Genomic DNA, 17,052 nt, shown 5'->3' with positions numbered 1-17,052 from the left:
CGTCGAAGGAGCTGGTCGTGACCGCACTCGTCCCCGCCCGCCGGACCTTGTCGCGGATGGCGGCCGTCGCGGCCACCGCTCTCCTGAGTGTCGCGGGCGTCATCGTGACCGGCGGTGAGGCTTCGGCCGCCACCTCGGTGCAGGTGTACTGGAGTTCGGAGTCGCGGACTGCGGGCTTCGAGCCGGTGAACGGGAACTGGTACACCGACCCGGCGACAGGTCTGGCCGGTACGCCGTACAAGTTGGCGCAACAAGCCGACGTCCCGGTCGTGGCGGCGAGCGGTACGGCGACGATCACGGCGAACGTCGGTAGCCGCCACCAGAGCGTCTTGGGGTTCGGTTCCTCGCTGGAGGAGTCCACCATCTACAACCTGTCCCGGATGAGTGCCACCGCCCGGGAAAGGACGCTGCGCCTGCTGCTCGACCCGAACACCGGCGCCCGGTTCAACGTCGCCCGCATCGCCTTCGGAACCAGCGACTTCACGAGCCGCACGTTCTACACCTACGACGACGGTCCGGCCGACCCGACGCTGTCGCGGTTCTCGATCCAGAAAGACATCGACTACAACATCGTCAACGTGCTGAAGCAGGCCCGCGCGATCAACCCCGACCTGCTCATCTTCGCCAGTGTGTGGAGCCCGCCCGCCTGGATGAAATCCAACAACAGCCTGATCGGCGGCAACCTGCTCGACCAGCACGTTCCTACGCTGGCCGCCTACTACCGCAAGGCCGTACAGGCCTATACGGCGCAGGGGTTGCCGATCCACGCCGTGACGCTGCAGAACGAGCCGCTGTACGAACCGCCGGACTATCCGGGCACGCTGATCTCCGCCGACCAGGAGCGACGTCTCGCGGCCGCCATGCGCGCCGAATTCACCAGCAACGGCGTGGGCGGCACGAAGATCTGGGCGTTCGACCACAACTTCGCCGAAGGTCCCTCGTACGTCGCCGGCGTTCTGGGCAGCCCCGGCAGTCCCAGCGACGCGTTCAACGCGGTCGACGGGCTCGCGTTCCACGACTACTCCGGCGAGCCGTCGGTGATGGGTCAGATCAAGGCGAACTATCCGAGCAAGGACGTCGCGATGACCGAGCGGGCCGTCTGGGGTACGACCGGCGCCAACCGCATCGTCGACTACCTGCGCAACCACTCGATCATGTACCAGAACTGGGTGACCATGCTGGACAAGAATCGGCAGCCGGAGAAGTGGTCCGGCGCGCCCGATCCCACCATGCTGATCCAGAACCCGTCCGATCCTGACACCGTCTGGGCGTTGCCCGAGTACTACATGACCGCCCAGTTCTCGAAGTTCATCCAGCGTGGCGCCAAGCGGGTCGACACCGACAACGGCTCGGCGAGCACGGTCACCAACGTGGCCTTCCTCAACCCGGACGGCAGCCTCATCACCGTCGTGGTCAATCGCAGCACCACCAACCAGACCTTCACGGTGCGCTCCGGCGCGCAGCAGTTCGCCAGCACCCTGCCCGCCAAGACGGTCGGCACGTACGTGTGGGCCGGCGTGGACACCACGCCGCCGTCGGACAGCACCGGTGCGCTGCGCTCGAACCACAGCGGTCGCTGCATCGACGTGCCCGCGGCCGACCCGGTCGACGGTGCCCGGCTGCAGACGTACGACTGCAACGGCAGCGCCGCTCAGCAGTGGACGCTGGGCGGCGACGGCACCGTGCGGGCGATGGGCAAGTGCATGGACGCGGCCGCCGCCGGCACCGCCAACGGCACGCCGATCCAGCTCTACACCTGCAACGGCACCGGGGCACAGCGGTTCACGCTTACGGCCGCGGGCGACCTGGTCAACGCCTCGGCCAACCGCTGTGTCGACATCGCAGACTGGGGGAGCGCCAACGGGGCGCAGCTGCAGCTGTGGGACTGCACCGGTGGTGCCAATCAGAAGTGGACCCGGGTCTGACCCTGCCTCCCGAATCCGTGAGTGGGTGGCGGTCCGCGGTCAGCCGCGGGGCCGGCGGAGCGGCCTGCCCGTGCCTCCGGCCGCGCCGCCGGGGCAGTCGCCGGCTGTCCACGTGTCGTAGTGCGTGATCCAGTCCAGGCAGAACCCGCCCGTGCGCTGCTGGGCCGGGTCTCCCGTGAGCGTCGCGACGTCCTCGCGCCAGAACTGGCCCGGGCCGCCGCCCGGCGGCCGGAGCTGGACGTTGTCCACGGTCACCGGCGGCACCCGCAGCTGGGCGGGCCGGCCGGCGTCGACGTGCACCTCGACGTACTGCTCGACGTACGCGCTGGAGCCGATCGGCAGCTTCTGGGCGGTCAGCAGGTTCCAGCGGTTGTCCCACCACAGCCAGGCCTGCCAGACGTTGTCGGCGTCGGTGTGCAGGTCGAGCCAGAGGCGGTCGCCCGGCTTCAGGCGGTACTGGTCGTAGAATTGCCAGGCCTGCGTGTTGGTGTTGAACGTGTAGATGTGCTGGCGGCCCTGGCCGGCCCAGCCCGTCTCGGCCCAGCCGGCCTCGAGCCAGGCGATGCTGCCGCCGCCCATGTCGCGCTTGACCATGAACCGGCCGGCGACGAAGTCGTACGTGTTGCGCCGGACCGCGCTGTCCACGACCTCGATCCGGCCGGTGACGCCGCTCCACTCGCCGCCCGTGCCGGCGCCGAGGTGGTGGTAGCCGCTCGGCGTGCTGCGCCCGCGTACCTGGTCCATGCGGACGCCGGACTCGAGCACCCGGGCGGGCGCCTGGCACGCACCGGGTGCCTTGCGGCTCGGCGGGCTCGTCGGCGCCGTCGTCGAGGTGTGACCTGGCTTGCACATCGGCAGCCGGTGGCCGCGGTGGGAGGCCGCCGGACCGGCCGTTGCCAGCCCCGTGACCAGGCCTGCCAGGGCGCACCACCGCGCCACGACCCGGAACTTCACGCCGCCACCGCCCCCCGAGAAGACCCGAACCGATCCGATGAATCAACGCCGGACGAGATCACCGAGTGACGGGTGACAGACTGGGGGCATGGCTGCGAAGGGCTTTCCGTACCACGATCTGCAGAGCTTCGTCTCGGCCCTGGAGGCGGCGGGTGAGCTGCGCCGGGTGCGTGTGCCGGCGGACCCGACCCTGGAGATCAGCGAGATCGTGACCCGCACGGTTCGCTCCGGTGGTCCCGCTCTGCTCTTCGAGCGGCCCACGCGCGGTGAGATGCCGATCGTCGTCAACCTTTTCGGTACGGAGAAGCGCATGGCGATGGCCCTGGGCGTCGACAAGCTGGACGAGGTCGGGGACCGGATCGGCGCGCTGATCAAGCCGGAGCTGCCGGTCGGCTGGTCGGGCATCCGCGAGGGCCTCGGCAAGGTGCTGCAGCTCAAGTCGGTGCCGCCGAAGAAGGTGAAGGCGGCGCCCTGCCAGGAGGTCGTGCTCAAGGGCGACGAGGTGGATCTGGACCGGCTGCCGGGCCTGCAGGTCTGGCCCGGCGACGGCGGCATCTTCCACAACTACGGCCTGACCCACACCAAGCACCCGGAGACGGGCAAGCGGAACCTGGGGCTCTACCGGCTGCAGCAGCACTCGAAGAACACGCTGGGCATGCACTGGCAGATCCACAAGGACTCCACCGCGCACCACGCGGTCGCCGAGCGGCGGGGTGAGCGGCTGCCGGTGGCCGTCGCGATCGGCTGCGACCCGGTGGTGAGCTACGCGGCCAGCGCGCCGCTGCCCGGGGACATCGACGAGTACCTGTTCGCGGGCTTCCTCCGCGGCGAGCGCGTCGAGATGGTCGACTGCCTGACCGTGCCGCTGCAGGTGCCGGCGCAGGCGCAGATCGTTCTGGAGGGCTACCTGGAGCCGGGTGAGCGCGCGCCGGAGGGCCCGTTCGGCGACCACACCGGCTTCTACACCCCGGTCGAGCCGTTCCCCGTGCTGCACATCGAGTGCATGACCATGCGGAAGCAGCCGCTCTACCACTCGATCATCACGTCGAAGCCGCCCCAGGAGGACCACGGCCTGGGCAAGGCCACCGAGCGCATCTTCCTGCCGCTGCTGCGGATGATGATCCCGGACATCGTCGACTACGACATGCCCGCGGCCGGCGTCTTCCACAACTGCGTCATCGTCTCGATCCGCAAGCGCTACCCCAAGCACGCCCAGAAGGTCATGAACGCGATCTGGGGCGCGCACCTGATGTCGCTGTCGAAGCTGATCGTGGTGGTCGACGAGGACTGCGACGTGCACGACTACCACGAGGTCGCGTTCCGGGCGTTCGGCAACGTGGACTACGACCGCGACCTGCTGGTCACCCAGGGGCCGGTGGATCACCTGGACCACTCCTCCTACCAGCAGTTCTGGGGCGGTAAGGCGGGCATCGACGCCACCCGTAAGCTGCCCGCCGAGGGCTACACCCGCGGCTGGCCGGAGGAGATGACCATGTCGCCCGAGGTGGTCGCCCTGGTGGACAAGCGCTGGAAGGAATACGGCATATGACAGCGGTGGCGTCCGCACCGGAACGGCCGGGCCGGATCAAGGCGTTCCTGCGGCTCGTCGCCATCGAGCACTCGGTCTTCGCGCTGCCGTTCGCGTACCTCTCGGCCCTGGTCGCGATGGACCGCGAAGGCACCGGCGTGCACTGGGTGGACCTCCTGCTCGTCACGGTCGCGATGGTGTCCGGCCGCACGTTCGCCATGGCGGCCAACCGCATCCTCGACCGCAAGATCGACGCCCAGAATCCGCGTACCCGTAACAGGGAGCTCGTCACCGGGGCCGTGAGCCTGCGGACGGCCTGGACCGGCGCCGCCATCTCGCTCGTCGTGCTGTTCGCGGCCGCGGCCCTGCTCAACCCGCTGTGCCTGGTGCTCTCGCCGCTCGCGGTGATCCCGCTGATCGTCTACCCGTACGCGAAGCGTTTCACGAACTTCCCCCACTACGTGCTGGCGCTGGCGCAGTCGGTGGCGCCGGTCGGGGCGTGGCTGGCGATCACCGGCACGTTCGCCGGCTCGGGCCCGGCCTGGGTGCTCGGCATCGCCGTCGGCCTCTGGATCGGCGGCTTCGACATCATCTACGCCTGCCAGGACGTCGAGGTCGACCGGCGGATCGGGGTGCACTCCACCCCGGCCCGCTTCGGCGTCCGCACCGCCCTGCACATCTCGACGGTCACGCACGTCGTGACGTTCGTGCTGTTCGTCTGGTTCGGTCAGCTCGTGGGCCTCGGCTGGCTGTGGTGGGTCGGGCTCGCACTGACCGCGGCCGCGTTCGCTTACCAGCATGTCGTGGTGAAGCCCAACGACCTGTCGAAGGTCAACCGGGCGTTCTTCACCGCCAACGGCTTCGTCGGTATTGCGCTGTTTGTCTTCGCCCTGCTCGACCTCGTGCTGCATTCTTAGGCGATGCGCACCCCGTGGATCGTCGGCGTCTCGGGCGCCTCCGGAACCCCCTATGCCCGGGCCGTGATCGGCGCGCTGCTCGACGCCGGCGAGGCCGTGGACCTGGTGGTCTCCCGGGCCGCCCGGCTCACCCTGCTCGACGAGACGGGGGCGAGCATCCGCGACGCGCACTGGAAGGACGACACGGCCGCGTGGCTCGGACGTGACCTCGGCGGCGCGGACCTCGTCTACTGGCCCGCCGGTGACCTGGCCGCCGGGCCGAGCAGCGGCTCGTACCCGGCGAAGGGCATGGCCGTCGTGCCGGCCAGCACGGCGGCCTGCGCCGGCATCGCGATCGGCCTGTCGAAGGACCTGCTGCAGCGGGCCGCGGAGGTCAACCTCAAGGAGCGCCGGCGTACGGTCGTCGTGCCGCGGGAGACCCCGGTGACCCGCAGCCACCTGGAGCATCTGATCGCGTTGCACGACGCGGGTGCCGTGGTCCTGCCGGCCTCACCGGGCTTCTACGGCTCCGGCGCGGACGCCACCGCCCAGCAACTGGTCGACTTCGTGGCGGGCAAGGTGCTCGACGCCCTCGCCGTGCCGCACCAGCTCTTCACGCGCTGGCGCGGCGAGCTGGGCGGCGGTCAGCGCCCGTAAAGTCAGCGCAGCCCGTTGGGTGGGCCGTAGCTCGATCCGGGATTCGACGGTCCGGCGTTCCGCGGCCGGTTGGCGGCGTCGTCCTCGCGCATCTCCTCGACCACGCCGTCGCCCTCGAGCAGCGCCCGCACTTCCGACTCGCGGAATCGGCGGTGTCCACCCGGAGTACGGATGCTGCCGATGCGTCCGGCGGCCGCCCATCGCGTGACCGTCTTGGGGTCGACCCGGAACAGCGCGGCAACCTCCCCGGGCGTCAGCAGTCGGTCTCCTGTGTCCACGGCCCTCTCCCTGCGTCGTTGTGGAGCGCCGGTGGTCACGGTGCGTGTTCGGCGTGCTCGATCGGGACGTACAGCCATTAGAGCATCGGGAAAAACAGCAAGTCGCTGAAATGCGGAAAAAGCCCTGATTGCGACGTTGACCATTATCCTGGCTCGCTCCACGGCCGGTAGCTCGCTACCGGGCGTGAAGTACCCGGAAGGGTCGCACTAACCTCTGAAGCCATGGACGCCATCGACCTGCGCCTGATCGACCTGTTGCGGGACAACGCCCGCTCCTCGTACGCCGAGCTGGCCCGCCAGGTGGGACTCTCCGCGCCCGCCGTGCACGAGCGGGTCGGCAAGCTCGAGGCGGCCGGGACGGTCCGGGCGTACCGCGCCGAGGTCGAGCCGGAAGCCATCGGGCTGGGCGTCACGGCGCTGATCGGCATCATCGAGGACTCCGGCGCCGACACCGACGACGTGCTCGCCGCATTGCGCGTCATGCCGGAGATCGAGTCCTGCTACTTCATGGCGGGCGTGGAGTCGTACCAACTGACCGTCCGCGTCGGGACCATCGCCGAGCTGGAGCAGCTCATCGTGCGGATCAACCGGACACCCGGGGTCGCCTCCACCCGAACCGCCATCGCACTGTCGACGAAGTGGGAGAACCGGCCCCAGCCCGGCCGCGACCCGGCGGTAGGTTGAACCATGCTGCATCTCGACCGCTGTGACCCGGCGAAGCGGGATTGGGTGAGCGACGCGATCGCCAAGGTGGAAGCCGACGCCAACCGCTCGGCCGACACCCACCTCCTGCCGTTCCCGCTGCCCGCATCCTGGGGCATCGACCTCTATCTCAAGGACGAGTCCTCCCACCCCACCGGCTCCCTCAAGCACCGCCTCGCAAGATCCCTTTTCCTGTACGCCCTCTGCAACGGCTGGATAGGTCCCGGCACCCCCGTGGTGGAAGCCTCCTCCGGCTCCACGGCGGTCAGCGAGGCGTACTTCGCCCGCATGCTCGGCCTCGAGTTCATCGCCGTCATGCCCGCGAGCACCTCGCACGAGAAGATCTCCCTGATCGAGTTCCAGGGCGGCAAATGCCACCTCGTCGACGACCCGACCGCGGTGGTGGCCGCCGCCCGCGCACTCGCCACCAGCCTCGGCGGGCACTTCATGGACCAGTTCACCCACGCCGAGCGGGCCACCGACTGGCGCGGCAACAACAACATCGCCGAGTCGATCTACGCGCAGCTGGCGCTGGAACGCCACCCCGTGCCCGCCTGGGTCGTCGTCGGCGCGGGCACCGGCGGCACCAGCGCCACCATCGGCCGGTACGCCCGCTACCGTCGCTTCCCGACCAGGCTGTGCGTGGTGGACCCGGAAGGATCGGCGTTCTGGCCCGCGTACCGGAATCAGGACTGGGAGGTTCGCACCGGCCGCGGCTCCCGCATCGAGGGCATCGGCCGCCCCCGCGTCGAGCCGTCGTTCCAGCCCGCGGTCGTGGACCGGATGATCCCCGTGCCGGACGCGGCGTCACTGGCCGCCATGCGCGCAGGCTCCAAGGTCCTCGGGCGCCGCGTCGGCGGATCCACCGGCACGAACCTGTGGGGCGCCTTCGCCCTGATCGCAGAAATGCTCGAGGCCCGCTGCACAGGCTCGGTGGTGACATTGATCTGCGACGGCGGCGAGCGGTACACGGACACGTACTACTCGGACGCCTGGGTGGAGGACCAGGGGATGTCGCTGGACGCGCCACTGGCGACCATCGATGCGTTCCTCGCCGGCGGGGCCTGGCATCCGCCGGCGGTCCGGGGCAGCGCTGCGGAGGCCGACCTGGGAGGATGAGGGTTCCTGCAAGGGGATTCACGTCCAAGGAGCGCCCGTGCCCGACGGCGACGACGTCACCAATCCGCCGGCCGTCCCGGCCGCTCCGCCTCCGGTCTCGTTCCTTCCCTCCCCGCCTGGGCCTTATGCGCCCGGCCAGGCTGGGCCCCTGCCGGGGTCTGAACCTTTCGTGCCGGGCCAGGATGGTTCCTCTCCTGGGCCGGCCGGGCCGTTCGCGCCCGGTCAGGGTGGGGCTTTTGCGCCCGGCCAGGGTGGGGCTTTTGTGCCGGCTCAGCGGGGGCCGCATTCGTGGGAGTCGGCTCCGGGGCTGCCTTTCGCCGGCCCGCCATTTGCCGGTCCGCCGTTCGCCAACCCGCCGCGGCCCGCCCGAGGCCGCGGACTACTGGTCGGCGGCGCGCTCGCCCTGGTCGCCGCGCTGGTCGTCGGTGCTGGGGCGGTCTACGTCGCCAACCGCGAGCCGCTCGACAGCCGGGCCGAGGCCGCCACCCAGCCCGCCCCCGGCCGTCCGCTCACCCCTTCCGAACTGGTGAGCCAGACCCTCAAGCGGCAGACCGCGGCCCTGCTGCACGGCGACGAGAAGGCCTGGCTCGCCGCCGTCGACCCGGGCCAGCCGAAACTGCGCAGCCAGTACCGCACCATGTACCGGTCACTGCGCGCGCTCGGGGTCACCTACTTCGAGTACAAGACCCACTCGGTGCAGGGCGGCTCTGGGGAGTTCCGGGTCGACGCCGACGTCGCGTACTGCTTCGCCGACCACCAGTGCGTCGTCGACAAGAGCGTCGGCTCGGACGGCCCGCCCACCGTCACTCAGCACCTCAAGCTGCGGTCGATCAAGGGCCAGTGGCTCATCACGTCGCAGACGGCGCGCACGAGTGTGCAGGCCCAGGAGCCCGCCCCCTGGGAGACCAGCGCCCTCGTCACGGCCAACGGCAAGCGCGTCACGCTGGTCGCCATGCGCAGCGAGCAGAAGTACTTCCGCCGCCTGCTGCCGATGGCCGAGCAGGCCGCCACGATCAACGACCGCTTCGCCGTCCTCGTCGGCAATCCGCAGAAGCGCTACCGCATCTACCTGGCCGGCGCCAAGCAGTGGAAATCCTGGTACGGCGGCATGACGGACAAATGGGTCGTCGGCTACGCCCTGCCGCTCAACGAGGCCGGCACCGACGTCGTGCTCAACATGGCCGAGCTGAAGAACGACACGCGGCTCCTCGCCACCACCATCCAGCACGAGCTCGGCCACGTGGTGACGGTCGGCGGCGTACACCGGCGCAGCTACACCGGCCCGGGCGACATGTGGCTCAAGGAGGGCATCGCCGAATACATCGGCTGGTACCCCCAACCGGCCACGGCCAGCTGGCGCCGCCAGTCCGTCCGCGACGCGGTGAACGGCAGCCACCGGCCCACGTCGATCGCCCTCAAGGCCCTGAACGCCGACGCGCGCACCGAGGAGGGCGACGCCTTCTACGGCCTGGGCCACTTCGCCGCGGACTGCATCGCCACGAAGTACGGCCAGCGCGCCCTCTTCACCTTCGTCCGGCTGTACCTGCGCGAGGACCGCGACCTCGACCCGGCATCCCGCGAGGCGTTCGGCCGCCCCTTCAAAACCGTCGACAGCTCCTGCGTCGCCTGGATCCGCGACCGCGCCTGAGACCCGACCACATCCTCGTGCCTTCAAGGCATGGTGCTGGTCCGAGCCCGGCGCGTCAGGGCCGGCGCTGGGCCAGCCCCGGGTAGTCGAGCACGAAGCCGTCGTCGTCCACGCTCAGGTCGGCGCTGAACGTCTCGTTGGCGAAGCGCACCCGGCCGTCGCCCAGCGCCGTGTAGATCTGGTCCGCCTGGATCACCTCGAGGCTGGGCAGCAGCACCCACGCCACGCTGACCCGGTGCGCCACCCCCGGCTCGGCCTTGCTCAGCCCCAGGCGGCGAATCGGCAGGCTGTTGGTCAACGGCGAACCGGTCAGGTCGACGTCGTACGCGCCGACCAGCAGGTCCGGGTCCTCGGTGCCGGGCAGTCCGGCACCGGCATGCCCGCTGGCCGTGAGCGCGGCGTCCAGGTCGCCTTGCTCGCCGGTGGTCGCTCGCCATCGTCCGCCGTCGGCTTCCATCCGAAGGGTACGGCTCCAGCCGGCGCCCTCGGCCGTGACCTCGAGCGACGTGGTGACCCATGACGGATCGGTCCGAAGCTCGTACCGGGCGGTGTAGGCGATCGGGTCCACGGCCAGCGCGACGCCACGCGCATGCAGGCCGGTACGGGGGTCGACCAGCGTGTGTTCGGCACCGGTGGTGTCCCGGCGCTCCCAGAACAGCGAACGAGGCAGGACGGACATGCCACCCCTTTTACCCGCCGGCGGCTCCCGGAACCGCCCGCCGGTCCCGAACCGCCCGCCGCTTTGGGAACGCCCGCCGCATTTTGGGAACCGCCCTCCACCGCATCGTCGTCGCCTGGCCGTCGCGCCTGCAGGAACGGCGCGGGGCAACGACATGGCCCGGACGGCGCGAGGGCTCCCGGCCGAAGCCGGGAGCCCTCGTCAGAAGCTGGTGCCGTCAGTGCGTGTGGGCCGGGCGGCCCTGCTGGTAGCGGCCGGGGCCCGGCTCGCGCCGGTCGTTGCGGCCGCCCTCCCGGCGGAAGCCGCCGGGCCGGTCACCGAAGTTGCGGGCGGAGCGATCGCCGAAGCCCCGCTCACCCCGCGGCCGGTCGCCGTAGCCGCCGCGGTCGCCGAACGCGCGCTCGCCGCGCGGCCGGTCACCGTACGACCGGTCACCGCTGGGCCGGTCACCGTACGTGCGGTCGCCGGCAGGCCGGTCACCATACGTACGATCGCCGGTAGGCCGGTCACCGTAGGTGCGCTCGCCTCGGGGCCGGTCAGCCGCCGGGCGGTCACCGTAGCCGCGCTGCTCACCGCTGGGGCGGTCGCTGCCGTAGGTCCGTTCACCACGGGGGCGGTCGCCGCCGTACGTGCGCTCGCCGCGGGGACGGTCGCCGAACGAGCGGTCGCGGTCGCCCCACGGCCGGTCGCCGCGCGGCCGGTCGCTGTAGCTGCGCTCGCCGCGCGGACGGTCGAAGCCGCCGCGCTGCGGGCGGTCGCCGAAGCGACGGGGACGGTCGCCTCGCTCACGGCGCGGCTCCGGCTCGTCCTTCACCGGTACGCCGCTGGGCTCCCGCGCGCCGGTGATCTCGGCCAGCTTCTCGTCGCCGAGGCGTACCCGGACCTCGGCCGGCGCGACGCCCGCCTTCTGCATCATCGCCTGGGTGCTGCGGCGCTGCTTCGGCAGGACCAGCGTCACGACCGCACCGGACTCGCCCGCCCGGGCCGTACGGCCGGCGCGGTGCAGGTAGTCCTTCGGGTCCTTGGGCGGGTCGACGTGCACGACGAGCGAGATACCGTCGACGTGGATCCCGCGCGCGGCGACGTCCGTGGCGACCAGCACGTTCGTGCGGCCTTCCTTGAACTCGGCCAGCGTGCGGGTGCGTACCCGCTGGGTCTTGCCGCCGTGCAGCGCACCGGCGCGTACGCCGACCGCGGCGAGCTGCTCGACCAGCCGGTCCACACCCATCTGCGTGCGGGCGAAGACGATGGTCTTGCCCGCGCGGTTGGCGATCGACGCGGTGATCGGGAACTTGTCGTGCGGCGGGATCAGCAGCAGGTGGTGGTCCATCGTGGACACGCTCGCCTCGGCCGGGGCCGTCGAGTGCGTCACCGGGTCGGTCATGAACCGCTTGACCAGCGCGTCGACGTCACCGTCGAGGGTCGCCGAGAAGAGCAGGCGCTGGGCGTCCGCCGGGGTCTTGGCGAGCAGCTCGGTGACCTCGGGCAGGAAGCCCATGTCGGCCATCTGGTCGGCCTCGTCCAGAACCGTGATCTCGACGTTGTCGAGCTTGCACGCGCCCCGCTCGATCAGGTCGCCGAGCCGGCCGGGGGTAGCCACGATGACCTCGACGCCGCGGCGCAGCGCGTCCATCTGCCGGTCGTACGGCACACCGCCGACGGCGGTCTTGAGGAAGACGCCGACCGCCCGGCCGAGCGGCATGAGCGCGTCGGCGACCTGCATCGCCAGCTCACGGGTCGGCACCAGGATCAGGGCCTTGGGGTGGTGCGGCAGCGCGCGGCCGCCCTGCGCGACGCGGGCCAGCAGCGGCAGCCCGAACGCCAGGGTCTTGCCGGAGCCGGTCTGCCCCCGGCCGAGCACGTCCCGGCCGCTCAGGGCGTCGGGCATGGTGGCGGCCTGGATCTCGAACGGCGTGGTGATGCCCTCGCGGTTGAGCACGCGGACGAGCTCGGCGGGGAGACCGAGGTCGGCGAAGCTCTTGCGCGCCTCGACGATCTCGACGTCGTCGGCGTTCTCCGTGTCCACCAGCAGGGTCACGCTCTCGGCGGCGGCCTCTGCGGAAAGCGTCGCGCTGCCGGCTGCGGTGTCCGCGAGGAGGATCGCGTTGTCGGCGGGCTCCGCGCCGGCGGCTTCCACGTCGGCGGTGAGGCTCGCCGAGTCAGTGTCGGCGGTGGCGACGATCTCGACGTCTGCGGTCGTCGGGTCGGCCGCCGGCTCCTGGTCGGGGGAGGGGGTTTCGAAAACGGACGGGAACGTGCTGGGATCAGCGAAAGTGGTCAAGAGAACCTCTCTACGGGGGCGCATGCTCGCGAATGGCCCGCCGCGGCTGCCGGAAGCCTGCCGCTGAAATGCCCGCAAGAACGCCCGTGGCGTGCACCATGTGGGCACGCCAGGTCAATTACTGCCATCAGTGTACGGGGCAACGTCGCAGACACCGCCCGCATTCCGCGCCGGTAGTGGGCAGGCTCACCCTTCGGCGCAACCTCGCCAGCTTAGGTGCGGAACCGCGAAGCGACAAGCTAATCCTTGAAGACTCCACCGATCATGTCGCTGAAGGCATCCCCGACGGTGAAGAGGAACAGCAGGCTGACCCCGACCAGAACGAGCAGCACGACAAGCATGGCGACGACCACCTTGACGTTGCTGCGGCGCTGCACCTCGGGGCCGTCGCGCCAGCCCTGGGCCAGGATGTGGCCGGTCAGCGAGCCGGAATTCTCCACTGGGTTCATCATCACGGGCATCGTCATGTCGGCGGGCGCGTAGTCGGCGAGGCCGCCGTAGACGGTGCCCTCACCCCGCTGCTGCGGCACGGCGGCCGACTGTCCGGAACCCGACCCGTACGTCGAGGGTCCCGCGGACGGGTTGACGGCCTGCGCAGAGGCTCCGCCGAACGGTTGCCGCGCCCCACCCGATGCACCGACCCCGAAGGAAGACCCGTGCGGCGAGCCCTGCGCCGCGAACGGCATGGTGGCATCGCTACCGGCCTGGCTCGCGCCGGCTGCGCTGAACGGCATGGTCGCATCGCTCCCGGCCGGCGTCGCGGGATGGCCTGCGCCCGCTGCCGGTGCGACCGGATGCCCGACGGCCGCTGCGGGATGACCGGTGCCCGCGGCGAACGGCATGGTCGCGTCGCTCGGGGCCTGGCCCGCGGCGGCCGCGTGGAACGGCATGGTGGCATCGCTCACAGCTTGGTCTGCGGCGGCCGCATAGAACGGCATCGTCGAGTCGCTGGCAGCGGCCGCGCTGAAGGGCATGGTCGAGTCGCTGGCAGCTTCGCCGGCGGCGGCCGCGCTGAAGGGCATGGTCGAGTCGCTCGGCCCGGAAGGGCTTGCCGCGGCTGACGTGAAGGGCATCGTGGAGTCGCTTCCGGTGGTGCCGCTCGCCCCGGCCCCGCCCGACGAAGACGCGGGCCGGCCGGCGGCGGAGGTGAAGGGCATGGTGGGGTCGGCTGCGGCCGGTGCGGCGGAGGGGCTGATGACCGGCGGGGCGGGGTGGCCCATGACGACCGGTGGAGTGCTCGCAGGGCCGCTGGAGGGTGGAGTGGAGTGGTTCGTAGCGGCCGGTGGGGTGCTGACCGGGCCGCTGGACGGCGGCACGGTGTAGGCGGGCAGGCCGCTCGCCGCCGGGAAGGTCGGCGGTGTCGGGAACGGGCCCGGCGGCGGACCCGGCACGGGAGACGGCCCGGGGCCCGGCGGCACCGGGTTGGGGCCGGGAGCGGGCGGAACCGGGTTGGGCCCGGGGCCCGGCGGGACCGGGTCGGGTCCGGGGCCCGGCGGGATCGGGCTCGGTCCGGGACCCGGCGGCACCGGACCCGGCGGCGTCGGCGACGGGACGGGAGCGGGCTCGGGCGACGGCGTGGGACCGGGCGGCGCCGGCGAAGGAGTCGGGAACGGGGCCGGCTCCGGACGGGTCGGCTTGGGCGGCTCGGGCTTCGCGGGCCGCGGTTCCGGGGTCGACGGCTCGGGCAGGTCCGGCTCCGGAGTGGGCGGCTCGTCCGGCGCGGAACCCGGTGCGGTCTCGGCGGGAGCCTCGGATTCCTCAGCGGCCTTCGCGGGAGTTTCGGCTGCCTCGGCGGTCTTCGCGGGAGCTTCGGGCGCTTCGGCGGTCTCCCGGTTCGGCTTCTCGATCGAGCGGGTTCCGTAGACGCCGCCCGACCGGGAAGCGGGGCTCTTCTCGGCCGGCTTGGTCCCGGCAGAGGAGGGAACTGTGGCGCGAGCGGCGTTCGCGCTCGGCGACGCCGACACGGGACGCGCCGAACTGCCCTTCCGGGAACCGTCGGGGGCGTCGGGGAAGAACGCGGAGCGATCGCCGGCGGGACCAGCCGGACCGCTGGTGGGTGCGGAGCTGGGAACCGCCGCGGATCCGGAGACGGGTGCCGAGCTGGGTACCGAGGCGGATCCCGAGACGGGTGCGGAGCTGGGTACCGAGGCGGATCCCGAGACCGGCGCGGTCGAGGTGCGGACCTTTGCGGAGCCCGAGGCTGATCCCGACACCGGCTTGGCGGACCCGGCCTGGCCCGAGGACGCCCACAGGGCACCGGCCGCCGGCGGGGGCGGGAGCTCGTACCCTTGATCGTTTTGTGGCCCGGAACCGCCGGCGGGCGTCGGGGCAGCGGGCGGCTTCGTGCCGTCGCTGTCCGGTGCCGCCTGCTGCTTGTCCATGGGTCCTCCCGATCGCCGCCAGCCGTGTGCGACGTCACCTGCCGGACGCCGGGCAAGCCGATATGCCGGGCGTTCGTCACTACCGTGCCATATCAGCGCTCATGAGCGCACCCGGCGTCAACCCGTCCCGGCGTAAAGATCGCGTCTCGGCCGACTTCGAGGCGGAGGCCGACGGCTTCGATCGTGTGGCTGAGGCCGACGTGGTCGTCTTCTACGACGTGGGCGCCTTCGTCGAGCCGGACGACGGGGCCTTCGTCGAGCCTGAGGTGGGCGCCTTCGTCGAGCCCGAGGTGGGGGCCTTCGTCGAGGCGGAAGACGGGGCCTTCGTCGAGTCCGAGGTCGGCGCCGAGGTCGAAGGCTGGCTGCTCTCCGACTGGGTCGGCGACGTAGTGCCGGCGGGCGGCGCAGTGGTGGTCGGCGGCGTCGTGGTCGGCGGCGTGCTGGGGCTCGACGTGGTCGGCTTGGGGCTCGGGCTCGACGTGGTCGGCTTGGGGCTCGGGCTCGACGTGGTGGGCTTCGGGCTCGGGCTCGAGGACGACGGCCTGGGGCTTGGTGAGGTCGGCGCGGTCGTCGGCGGCTTGCTCGACGGGCGCGGCGACGGTGAGTGGTTGCTCGGCGTCTCCGGATCCGGGGTGCCCACGTTCGGGCCCTCGACGGTGCCCTCCACCGAGCCGTAGATCCGGGTCGCTGCGAACAACCGGGTCCAGCGTACGGGGACGAGCCGCACGTTCAGGCCGGTGCGCGGGGCCTCGACCATCAGGCCTTTGCCGGCGTACATGGCCACGTGGTGGATGCCGCTCCAGCTGGACGACGAGCTGAAGAAGAGGAGGTCGCCGGGGAGCAGCGAGTAGCGGTCCACCGTCTTCTGGTGGGTCTGGAGATACTGGTCCCTCGACACCCGGGCGAGCGGGAACCTGCCTGCTGCCTCGGAGCGATACGAGTAATACATCAGCCCGGAGCAGTCGAACTCGTCCGGACCCTCTTCGGACCAGACGTACGGGTCGCCGCGCTGCGCGAGAGCGATCTTGAGGGCTTCGATGGCTCGGGGGTCGGCGCCCCGGCCCGCGTTCTCGCCCGCGAGGTAGTCCGCGCCGGCCTGCGCGTCCTGGGCGGCCTCGGCGGCGTCCGCCGCGCTGATCTCGGCCGCGTGCTCCTGCTCGAACTTCTGCTGGGCGGCGACCTTCTTGTCGAGTGCCGCCTTCTTCTTGGTGTGGTCGGCGGTGAGCTGGCCGAGCTTCGTCCGGAGGCTCTGCTGCTCGGCGATGGCGGCCGTGTACGCCGCCTGCACGATGGTCAGCTGCCGGGCGGCGGCCTGCTCGGTCGCGGACTCACCGCGCTGCAGGCGAGCCAGGCTGTCGAGGTCCTGAAGCCCGGACCCGAGGGTGCCCGGAGGGAGCGCGGCGGCGTCGCGTACCGCAGAGGCAGCCGCGGTCTCGACCTCCTGCTGCGCTGCCGTCACGGCGGCCTGGCTCTGGACGACCTTCTGGTCGGCCGTGGTGAGCTGGGTGCGGGTGAGGTTGAGGTCCTCGTCGAGCTTGGCGAGCTCCTCGCCCTTGGCCGCGATCTCGTTGCGGCCGGCCTCGACCTTCTTCAGCAGCGGGCTGGTGGGCGCGCCGGCGATCGGGGTGGTGGTGACGGGCGTGGTCGGGGTGCCGGGCTTCTGGCCCGGCAGCGTGATCGCGCCGACGGCGAGGGGACGGGACCCGGTGTCGGGGACCGCTCCGGACACTCCCGGCGCCGCGGGAGGGGCAGCCGGTGCTCCGGGCGCCGCGGGAGGTGCAGCCGGGGTCGCGGCGGCCGGCAGCGGGTTGAACAGGGCGGCGAGGGCGGCGGCAGCAGCGGCGGAACACCCGACCGGGCGCCACCAGGGACGCACCCGGACGGCGGCGCGGCGCCGATCCTGCCCTGTCTTGGCCATGCGTACCCCGTCCGCGAGCGCTTGCCAGCCGGCGGTTGCCGTCCCCCATAAACGTCATACCCCAACACCTGCACCGGTGTCGATCG

15 protein-coding genes are annotated in these 17,052 nt (G+C 71.6%); 9 read left to right on the top strand and 6 right to left on the bottom strand.

The window, feature by feature from the left end; translation table 11 throughout:
- Window positions 1-17 precede the first annotated feature (17 nt).
- Window positions 18-1,925 (top strand): ricin-type beta-trefoil lectin domain protein, encoded by a 1,908-nt coding sequence (locus AB0J80_RS11545; protein WP_364703480.1) that lies wholly within the window; start codon window positions 18-20, stop codon window positions 1,923-1,925.
- A 39-nt stretch (window positions 1,926-1,964) separates the two neighbouring features.
- Here AB0J80_RS11545 and AB0J80_RS11540 read toward each other — a convergent pair whose 3' ends face one another.
- Window positions 1,965-2,879: a hypothetical protein gene (locus tag AB0J80_RS11540; RefSeq protein ID WP_364703477.1), complete on the bottom strand. Its 915-nt coding sequence runs from the start codon at window positions 2,877-2,879 to the stop codon at window positions 1,965-1,967.
- An 88-nt stretch (window positions 2,880-2,967) separates the two neighbouring features.
- On the opposite strand from AB0J80_RS11540, the gene AB0J80_RS11535 reads away from it, so the two are divergent.
- Genes AB0J80_RS11535 through AB0J80_RS11525 form a run of 3 tightly spaced genes read left to right on the top strand, consistent with a single transcriptional unit; the run spans window position 2,968 to window position 5,960 of the window.
- Window positions 2,968-4,428, top strand: a complete 1,461-nt coding sequence (locus tag AB0J80_RS11535; protein WP_364703474.1) for a menaquinone biosynthesis decarboxylase — start codon at window positions 2,968-2,970, stop codon at window positions 4,426-4,428.
- Window positions 4,425-5,324, top strand: a complete 900-nt coding sequence (mqnP, locus tag AB0J80_RS11530; protein WP_364703471.1) for a menaquinone biosynthesis prenyltransferase MqnP — start codon at window positions 4,425-4,427, stop codon at window positions 5,322-5,324. Before AB0J80_RS11535 ends, mqnP begins: the two co-directional genes overlap by 4 nt.
- Window positions 5,325-5,327: 3 nt before the next feature.
- Window positions 5,328-5,960 (top strand): UbiX family flavin prenyltransferase, encoded by a 633-nt coding sequence (locus AB0J80_RS11525; protein WP_364703468.1) that lies wholly within the window; start codon window positions 5,328-5,330, stop codon window positions 5,958-5,960.
- A 2-nt stretch (window positions 5,961-5,962) separates the two neighbouring features.
- Here the strand turns inward: AB0J80_RS11525 and AB0J80_RS11520 are convergent, their stop codons facing one another.
- The gene (locus AB0J80_RS11520; protein ID WP_364703465.1) at window positions 5,963-6,238 is read right to left on the bottom strand and encodes a BldC family transcriptional regulator; all 276 of its coding nucleotides are present in this window, start codon (window positions 6,236-6,238) and stop codon (window positions 5,963-5,965) included.
- A gap of 222 nt (window positions 6,239-6,460) precedes the next feature.
- On the opposite strand from AB0J80_RS11520, the gene AB0J80_RS11515 reads away from it, so the two are divergent.
- The 3 genes from AB0J80_RS11515 (at window position 6,461) to AB0J80_RS11505 (ending at window position 9,707) form a co-directional block, all read left to right on the top strand.
- A complete protein-coding gene (locus AB0J80_RS11515; RefSeq protein WP_364703463.1) occupies window positions 6,461-6,922 on the top strand; it encodes an Lrp/AsnC family transcriptional regulator in 462 nt (153 codons plus the stop codon).
- Window positions 6,923-6,925: 3 nt separating this feature from the next.
- The gene (locus AB0J80_RS11510) at window positions 6,926-8,059 is read left to right on the top strand and encodes a PLP-dependent cysteine synthase family protein (protein ID WP_364703460.1); all 1,134 of its coding nucleotides are present in this window, start codon (window positions 6,926-6,928) and stop codon (window positions 8,057-8,059) included.
- Window positions 8,060-8,321: 262 nt separating this feature from the next.
- Window positions 8,322-9,707 (top strand): hypothetical protein, encoded by a 1,386-nt coding sequence (locus AB0J80_RS11505; RefSeq protein WP_364703457.1) that lies wholly within the window; start codon window positions 8,322-8,324, stop codon window positions 9,705-9,707.
- A gap of 55 nt (window positions 9,708-9,762) precedes the next feature.
- Here the strand turns inward: AB0J80_RS11505 and AB0J80_RS11500 are convergent, their stop codons facing one another.
- From AB0J80_RS11500 to AB0J80_RS11490, 3 genes are all read right to left on the bottom strand, one after another.
- Window positions 9,763-10,386 carry a putative glycolipid-binding domain-containing protein gene (locus AB0J80_RS11500; RefSeq protein ID WP_364703454.1) on the bottom strand — a complete coding sequence of 208 codons (624 nt, stop codon included), beginning with the start codon at window positions 10,384-10,386 and terminating at the stop codon, window positions 9,763-9,765.
- Between the two features lie 217 nt (window positions 10,387-10,603).
- Entirely contained in the window at window positions 10,604-12,667 is a 2,064-nt protein-coding gene (locus AB0J80_RS11495) for a DEAD/DEAH box helicase (protein ID WP_364703451.1), read from the bottom strand.
- Window positions 12,668-12,906: 239 nt separating this feature from the next.
- Window positions 12,907-13,641 (bottom strand): hypothetical protein, encoded by a 735-nt coding sequence (locus AB0J80_RS11490; RefSeq protein WP_364703448.1) that lies wholly within the window; start codon window positions 13,639-13,641, stop codon window positions 12,907-12,909.
- Here AB0J80_RS11490 and AB0J80_RS11485 point away from each other — a divergent pair.
- Together AB0J80_RS11485 and AB0J80_RS11480 are read left to right on the top strand one after the other, a co-directional pair.
- The gene (locus tag AB0J80_RS11485; RefSeq protein ID WP_364703445.1) at window positions 13,640-13,990 is read left to right on the top strand and encodes a hypothetical protein; all 351 of its coding nucleotides are present in this window, start codon (window positions 13,640-13,642) and stop codon (window positions 13,988-13,990) included. The genes AB0J80_RS11490 and AB0J80_RS11485 overlap by 2 nt on opposite strands.
- Window positions 13,991-14,593: 603 nt before the next feature.
- Window positions 14,594-14,959, top strand: a complete 366-nt coding sequence (locus tag AB0J80_RS11480) for a hypothetical protein (RefSeq protein WP_364703442.1) — start codon at window positions 14,594-14,596, stop codon at window positions 14,957-14,959.
- A 300-nt stretch (window positions 14,960-15,259) separates the two neighbouring features.
- On the opposite strand, the gene AB0J80_RS11475 is transcribed toward AB0J80_RS11480, so the two are convergent.
- Window positions 15,260-16,966: an NlpC/P60 family protein gene (locus AB0J80_RS11475; RefSeq protein WP_364703440.1), complete on the bottom strand. Its 1,707-nt coding sequence runs from the start codon at window positions 16,964-16,966 to the stop codon at window positions 15,260-15,262.
- Window positions 16,967-17,052: the final 86 nt, after the last annotated feature.

This window comes from Actinoplanes sp. NPDC049548, from assembly GCF_040676695.1.
Classification (GTDB): domain Bacteria; phylum Actinomycetota; class Actinomycetes; order Mycobacteriales; family Micromonosporaceae; genus Actinoplanes.
The sequence above is the reverse complement of the archived record's forward strand: the minus strand, read 5'-3'. Positions and strand labels throughout refer to the sequence as shown.

Bases quoted from the DNA above. Each gene is read 5' to 3' on its own strand.
- AB0J80_RS11515 (WP_364703463.1), top strand. From the start codon at position 6,461: ATGGACGCCATCGACCTGCGCCTGATCGACCTGTTGCGGGACAACGCC.
- AB0J80_RS11525 (WP_364703468.1), top strand. From the start codon at position 5,328: ATGCGCACCCCGTGGATCGTCGGCGTCTCGGGCGCCTCCGGAACCCCC.
- AB0J80_RS11535 (WP_364703474.1), top strand. From the start codon at position 2,968: ATGGCTGCGAAGGGCTTTCCGTACCACGATCTGCAGAGCTTCGTCTCG.
- mqnP (WP_364703471.1), top strand. From the start codon at position 4,425: ATGACAGCGGTGGCGTCCGCACCGGAACGGCCGGGCCGGATCAAGGCG.
- AB0J80_RS11490 (WP_364703448.1), bottom strand. From the start codon at position 13,641: ATGCCCTTCAGCGCGGCCGCTGCCAGCGACTCGACGATGCCGTTCTAT.
- AB0J80_RS11510 (WP_364703460.1), top strand. From the start codon at position 6,926: ATGCTGCATCTCGACCGCTGTGACCCGGCGAAGCGGGATTGGGTGAGC.
- AB0J80_RS11485 (WP_364703445.1), top strand. From the start codon at position 13,640: ATGGTCGAGTCGCTGGCAGCTTCGCCGGCGGCGGCCGCGCTGAAGGGC.
- AB0J80_RS11475 (WP_364703440.1), bottom strand. From the start codon at position 16,966: ATGGCCAAGACAGGGCAGGATCGGCGCCGCGCCGCCGTCCGGGTGCGT.
- AB0J80_RS11500 (WP_364703454.1), bottom strand. From the start codon at position 10,386: ATGTCCGTCCTGCCTCGTTCGCTGTTCTGGGAGCGCCGGGACACCACC.